Below are 4239 nucleotides of genomic sequence, written 5' to 3' on the forward strand. Positions count from 1 at the left end.
CATTTGATGTTTTGTTTTAATTATGAAATATGAACTTTAGGCTAGCTTAAAATATATTTACTAAATCGATTTAGTTTTTTTTCAAAAAAAAGCCTCGTTCTTTAGCTCCACTTTTAGGATTATGCAGATCAATGATTAAAATGCTTGCAAAATAATTATAGTAAGTCCTAATCATTAAAAGTCAAATTATTAATAATTCAAAGCAAACATACTAAAACGTTTTAGTAAAAAAAAATTTTTTTTACTAAATACAATTTTTATGTTAATTTTTCAACACACATGTTAATTTGGGGATTAATTTTAAATATTTCTCAATAAATATTTACGAAAACGTTATAATTGGGCAACAAAAAAGAAGAAAATAAAAATAGTATAAATAAAAATTTGTAAGAAAAATAAATTAGATAATAAACCAAAAATGCCTATAAAAAAAATCTGAGAATCAATTGAAAATATTGACACTCAGATCTGTTTGAAGAAAAAGTATTTTATGTTAATAATAAAATCCTTTTTAGATATAAAGCTGTTTTCGCAATGAAGATTCACGAATAATCAACTCCGTTTTCAGCATAATTTTATGAGGTATTTCAGTCACATCTTTTTTCTTCAAAAGAGACAACATTATTTCCATCAGTGTAGTACTTATTTCAACTAAAGGCTGAGAAACAGAAGTAATAGTAGGATCGTAAATTTTGAACATATCATTATCATCAAAGGCTATAATTCCCAAATCATAAATTAATCTAGGATTATTCTCTTTAAAAACTTCCAGCCCACTTTGTGCTAGATAATTGGTAGCAAAAAAAACAGCGTCCAAATCAGCATGCTGGTCTAAGAAATTCTTGACATATTCTTTGCCCTTACCCTTATAGATTTCATTGTAAGGAATTTGAAGTGTATTGGATTTCAAACCATTTTCATTAACAGCTTTTTCGTAACCAGACAAACGTCCCTGCATCTGCGTTTGATCTGAGGCTGTTGTGATAAAACCAATATTTTTAAACTTATTATCTATCAAATGCAGTGTTGCATCAAAAGAAGCCTGCTCATTATCAATAACTACACTATTACAATCTAATCCTTCAAAAAACCTGTCCAGTAAAATCACTGGTATATTATCATTTATTAAATTTTCAACAGTGTCTTTTATACCTGGAGACGGTACTATAATAAAGCCGTCAACCTGACGGAAATTAAATAAATTGATTAGTTCATTAGATTTTTCATCATCATTATCATTGCTGCAAAAAATAACTTTGTATCCTTTATCGTAGGCGATATCTTCAAAAATTCTAGCTAATTTAGAAAAGAAATTATTTGAAATATCTTCAACCATAAAAACCAAAATTTTTGATTTCCCAGTTCGAAGACTCTGTGCAATTTGATTAGGTCTGTAATTTATTAATTTAGCATAATCTAAAACCTTTTTTGTCAGTTCTTTCGAAATATGTTTTTCTTTCGCTTTACCATTTAAAACAAAAGATACAGTAGTTACAGATGTCTTTAGTTCCTCCGCAATATCTCTAATAGAAACAGGTTTTTTCTTCATTTGAAAATTATTTTTAATTTAAAACCACAAATTTTGCTCAAATATAATACAGTACAAACCAAACTTTAGTATGATTTTTATATTCAACAGTTAAAAATCAAATTATAAAGATATTTTTTTTACACTTCAATGTTTTGGCAAAAAATATTGTTCATCGTTTCCTTCAAAAATTTAATTTGTTTTAACGTCCGAAATCATCTTGAAGTCGAACGATATCATCTTCATCTGAAGGATTGTCCTGATCTGTATGTTGCCAAATTTCTGCAATTACTCCCCAAGACTCTAAGCCAATTAAACGGTGACGCTCTCCTTTATCCATCTTAATAAAATCACCATCATTAAGTGTTTTCAATTCTCCCTCTATATCTGTATTGCTAATTTTAACTCCGACAGGGCCTTCAACAACTTTCCAAATTTCTGATCTTCTAAAATGATATTGCCATGAAAGTCTACTATCAGGACTTACAACCAATATCTTAGGACTTAATTTATTTGTAATTTGTATATCATCAAGTTTCAAATGTGAAAAAAAAGTAGCAACAAAATCACTTGTTTGGTTTTCATCAATTACAAAAAAACCTCCCCAAGGTCTAGTTTGATCTTCATTTATTATATTAAAATTATGCTTTTCAATTTCCTTTCTAATTTTTTCAAACACAATTGCTTTATTATCTCCGCTTAAAATCTCTATATTCATCATTATACTTTTAAAAATACTTTTATAATCCCTTCAATTAAAAATAAGGAAGCTCTGCTTTAATTCGATCCCAAAACACTTCATTGTATAAATAACTTGAACCTAGAATACTCATTTGCTCTGTATTTTCAATAATAGAAATTGATAAATCGACATTTTTACTTTTAAGATTTTGCTGTATCTTGGATAAAAACAATCGATTAGACTTGGCAATATTACCTCCTAAAATAAGTAAATTGGCATCGAAATCTAATATAAATGGCACCAAAAACTCAGTCAAATTATTTGCAAAATCATCAAATATTTTTGCTGTAGAATAATTTTCAATACTGGCTATTTCTTTCACTCCATCAGTAAGGATCTCACCTGTAATATTTTCATATTGGCTCAAAAACCATCTAGTTGAGAAGTAATTATCTGCAATACTGTCTTTAAAAGGTTTATCCCATAAACATCCATTATGAGGAACATTACTTCCTTGTGTTATTGGCAATTTATTATCTAAAAAAGCAGCGCCAAAACCAGTTCCTAAAGTAATTGCAATAACTCTTTTGTCACCAAGTTCAGATTCTTGTTTAAGTGATCCCCCTACTCCAAAACAACTAGCGTCATTCAAGAATCTAAAACTTACATTTTTTGCACTTAAATATTTTAAAAGTTCTTCTGAAACCGAAACGTTATATAATGATTCATACTTATCATTTCCTTCAAACATTGCTATTCCAGTTTCATATTGAAATGGACCAGGCATAGAGAAAGCGATTCCAATACTATCACTTTCAGAAAGTCCAAAAGCTTTTTGAATTGCATGAATTGTTTGATTAATTATTTCCGCCCATTTTTCAATAATCACATCTTTAGAAGCTTTACTATCAACTACTCCACTAAAATACGTTTCTGGAATTATTATAAAACTATCACTATCTACAGCTGCACTACTTATATGACTCCCTCCGATATCTACACCTATTGTTATTGACATTTCCTTATTTATTTTAATTATTTTTTATTTATAAATTAATTATTTCCAATGCTATCATTCAAATTACCTATTAAAAAAATTGACAATTTTTCTAGATTTTAAATAATATTCAAACCTAAAAAGAAAGACTTTTAACATCTGATACTAAATTGTCAAAAACCAATATTATTCTCATAAATTTATTGTCTGACCACTGACAGTCTCATAAATTTTCAAAAACATTTTTAGAAGTACTTAAAAAAAGTCACAACTATTTATCATGTCAAATTATTATCTAACAACTTTTTAATAGCTACTTCTCAAATAGGCTCCATAATCATATTTCCAATCTTATTTGAATGCACCCCATCTTACTACTTTTCTCCCTTATTAATATATTTTTTTCGCATTAAAAAGTGGGGCATTTGTTCAACCAACTCTCTGTTATTGAAATTCCCACAAAACCATAAGATAGTAATCTTTGGAACTAAAACTGAAACTTTAGAGTTTTCCTCTTTGTATCTATTTAAGTTAGGTCAATCTTGACCATAGGAAATATTAATTTAAAAAAATAGCACTAAAAAGAGATAGAAGGATATCTTGATTTTCATTATTATAATTATAAATTGATAAAATACTGTCTCTCTTGATTTTTAATTAACATCAAAATCTTAAGATAATTAAACGCTTTTCTTTTATAATCTAAAATTATTATCTCTAAATTTTAACAAATTAATTAAACAATAATCAACAATCAATTCTAAAAAAAACATTCAAAACAAATATTATCATGGCAAATATACTAAAACGTTTTAGTAAAAAAAATATTTTTTATTTTTTTTTCAATAATGCAAATCATAAAACCATAAGCCTTAAAAGATTCCATCATTTTGCTTCTTAATAGCAACAGATAGAAATGACTTTATCAACTTATATTAGACCTTATTTTACATTAAAATAAATACTCCTTCTCAAAATAATAATAGTTTCTATAAGCAAAAATCATTGATGTGAATTAATTTTAAACTGATA

3 protein-coding genes are annotated in these 4239 nt (G+C 27.0%); all 3 read right to left on the reverse strand.

What is annotated here, in order from left to right; all coding sequences use genetic code 11:
- Positions 1–511 precede the first annotated feature (511 nt).
- Complete coding sequence (locus VFS71_RS13765; protein WP_326401917.1) at positions 512–1549, reverse strand: LacI family DNA-binding transcriptional regulator; 1038 nt, start codon at positions 1547–1549, stop codon at positions 512–514.
- Positions 1550–1730: 181 nt separating this feature from the next.
- Positions 1731–2246, reverse strand: a complete 516-nt coding sequence (locus VFS71_RS13770) for a phosphoheptose isomerase (protein ID WP_326401919.1) — start codon at positions 2244–2246, stop codon at positions 1731–1733.
- 37 nt (positions 2247–2283) lie between these two features.
- Positions 2284–3228: an ROK family protein gene (locus VFS71_RS13775; protein ID WP_326401922.1), complete on the reverse strand. Its 945-nt coding sequence runs from the start codon at positions 3226–3228 to the stop codon at positions 2284–2286.
- Positions 3229–4239: the final 1011 nt, after the last annotated feature.

This window comes from Flavobacterium sp., assembly GCF_035760125.1.
GTDB lineage: Bacteria > Bacteroidota > Bacteroidia > Flavobacteriales > Flavobacteriaceae > Flavobacterium.

Coding starts and splice junctions, on each gene's coding strand:
- VFS71_RS13775 (WP_326401922.1), bottom strand. CDS start 3,228: ATGTCAATAACAATAGGTGTAGATATCGGAGGGAGTCATATAAGTAGT.
- VFS71_RS13770 (WP_326401919.1), bottom strand. CDS start 2,246: ATGAATATAGAGATTTTAAGCGGAGATAATAAAGCAATTGTGTTTGAA.
- VFS71_RS13765 (WP_326401917.1), bottom strand. CDS start 1,549: ATGAAGAAAAAACCTGTTTCTATTAGAGATATTGCGGAGGAACTAAAG.